Source organism: Methylobacterium litchii (assembly GCF_038442315.1).
Lineage (GTDB): Bacteria > Pseudomonadota > Alphaproteobacteria > Rhizobiales > Beijerinckiaceae > Methylobacterium > Methylobacterium litchii.
Genome location: NZ_JBBXMY010000043.1, coordinates 1 through 2,502, shown reverse-complemented (window position 1 = coordinate 2,502; position 2,502 = coordinate 1). Strand labels below are relative to the sequence as shown.

Annotated in this window: 2 protein-coding genes; both read right to left on the bottom strand. The window is 67.4% G+C overall.

All coding sequences use genetic code 11. The features are described 5' to 3' along the window. Positions 1-156: 156 nt before the first annotated feature. A complete protein-coding gene (gene istB, locus AAHF99_RS27040) occupies positions 157-888 on the bottom strand; it encodes an IS21-like element helper ATPase IstB (protein WP_342167411.1) in 732 nt (243 codons plus the stop codon). Beyond that, positions 888-2,387: an IS21 family transposase gene (gene istA, locus AAHF99_RS27035; RefSeq protein WP_342167410.1), complete on the bottom strand. Its 1,500-nt coding sequence runs from the start codon at positions 2,385-2,387 to the stop codon at positions 888-890. Before istA ends, istB begins: the two co-directional genes overlap by 1 nt. Between the last annotated feature and the right edge of the window lie 115 nt (positions 2,388-2,502).

The following is a 2,502-nucleotide window of genomic DNA, read 5'->3' as shown; positions in this document are numbered from 1 at the left end:
TGTCAAACAGCGTTGAATTTTGACCCTGGATCGGCGTCGAACTTTGACCCCTCTGACGTGTGTGCCTCGACGCCCCCTGATCAGACCGGCGTAGCGGGTCGGGGTAGCGCAGCCGGGCTGATCAGGGGTCCAGCAGGCGTGCCGAGTGTGTGGGCCTCAGGCGCGGTTTTTGAAGCGCCAGCTCTCGTTGCCGGTCTCGACGATCTCGCAGTGATGGGTGAGGCGGTCGAGCAGCGCCGTAGTCATCTTGGCGTCGCCGGCGAACACGCTCGGCCATTCCCCGAAGGCGAGGTTCGTGGTGACTACGATCGAGGTGGTCTCGTAGAGACGGCTGATCAGGTGGAACAGCAACTGCCCACCCGACTGCGCGAACGGCAGGTAGCCGAGTTCGTCCAGCACCACGAGGTCGAGCCGGGCGAGATGGTCCGCAATGCGGCCCTGTCGGCCGGCACGCGCCTCGGCTTCGAGCCGATTGACGAGGTCGATCACGTTGTAGAACCGGGCGCGTGCCCCGTCCCGGATGCAGGCCCGGGCGATCGCGATGGCGAGGTGGGTCTTGCCCGTGCCGGTGCCACCGACCAGCACGACGTTGCGTTGATGAGCCAGGAACTCACCGCCGGCAAGGTCGCGCACCAGGATCTCGTTGATCGGCGTGCCATCGAAGGCGAACTCGGCGATGTCCTTGGCCAGGGGCAGCTTGGCGATCGTCATCTGGTAGCGGATCGAGCGTGCCTGCTTCTCGCTGATCTCGGCCTGGAGCAGGTCGCCGACGATCTGCTGGGGCTCATGCGTGCGCTTCACGGCGACCTTGATGATCTCGTCGTAGGCGGCCTTCATCCCGAACAACTTCAACTCGCCCATGGTGGCGAGGATCTGCTGACGTTCCATCATGGGGCTCTCCTCAGGCTATCGTAGCGGGCGCAGTCGGCGACGGGCTCGTGGCGCAGCCGCAGACCCTCGGGCGTCAGGAGGGTGACGGGTGCGATCGGCTCGCGCTGGCGAGCCAGGATGTTGAGGATGACGTCGGCCGAGTGCACGCCCTCGCGCAGCGCCTCGGCGCAGGCGGCCTCCACCGCGAGCAGGCCATCGCCGAGCACGGCGGTCAGGATCTCGACCATCTGCCGGTCACCGTCGGCAGAGCCGGCGAGCTTGCGTCGGACGCGGTCGAGGGCGGCAGGCAGGACCCAGTCCTTGAACGGTGCGCCGTTGCGCAGCGCGCCAGGCTTGCGGGCGAGCACGGGGACGTAGTGCCAGGGATCGAACACCGTCTGGTTGCGGCCGAAGACACGGGCGTGCTCGGCGACGATGCGGCCGTCCTGGCGGATCTCGACGCGCTCGGCATAGGCTCGAACCTCGACTGGACGGCCGATGGCTGATGCGGCCACCGAGTAGCGGTTGTTGTCAAAGCGTATGAGGCAGGTCGAGGAGACGCTGGCCGGCACGGCGTGGAAGCCGTCGAAGCGGCCGGCATAGGGCACCAGCGCCGCCCGCTCGGCCTCGAACCGCTCCCAGACGGTGCGCTCCCGCTCCTCGGGATGAGGATGGGCTTTGGCGAAGGCAATCACCCCGTCGAGCAGCAGGGCGTTCAGTTCGTCGTAGCTCCTCACCCGGATGCGTGGCGTGAACAGGCGCTCGCGCACCAGCCCGACCTGGTTCTCGACCTGACCCTTCTCCCACCCTGATGAGGGCGTGCAGGCCACCGGCTCGACGAGGTAGTGCGAGCACATCTGCAGGAAGCGGCGGTTGTAGGCGCGCTCGCGCCCGACGAAGATCGTCTCCACCGCGGTCTTCATGTTGTCGTAGATCCCGCGCTGGCAGGTGCCGCGGAAGAAGGCGAACGCCCGGTCGTGGGCGTCGAAGACCATCTCCTGGCTCTCGCGCGGGTAGGCCCGCACGAACAACATGCGCGAGTGGCAGAGCCGGACGTGGGCGACCTTGACCGTCGTGGTCGTGCCGCCGATCAGCACGATCTCGTGGCTCCAGTCGAACTGGTAGGCCTCGCCGGGGGCGAAGACGAGCGGCACGAAGGCGGGGGCGGTGACGGCCGTGCGCGTGCGCTTCCAGCCCTTGGCGTAGCGGCGCACCGCGTCGTAGCCGCCCTCATACCCGAGCCCGCGCAGGGCTTCGAAGATCCGGATTAGGGTGAGCCGCTCGCGAGGCGGTTTGCCGGCGTTCGCCGTCAGCATTCGATCGAGATGGTCCCGCCAGGGGCCGAGCTTGGGCAAGGGCTGCACCTCGCGCTCGTAGGCGAACGCAGTCGCACCCGAGCGGATGACCTTGCGGACCGTGTTGCGAGAGACGTGCAGGTCGCGGACGATGTCCTTGATCGCGCGGCCGCGGGTGAAGAACTCGCGCCGAATGCGCGCAATCGTGTCCACGCCCTTCATCCCCCACCACCCGTCCGGTCGTCCCGAAGGGCAGTCTGCAAGAGCAAGCTTCAGGGGGTCAGAATTGGACGCCGATCCCCCACCTCAGGGGGTCAAAGTTGCACGCCGAAACACA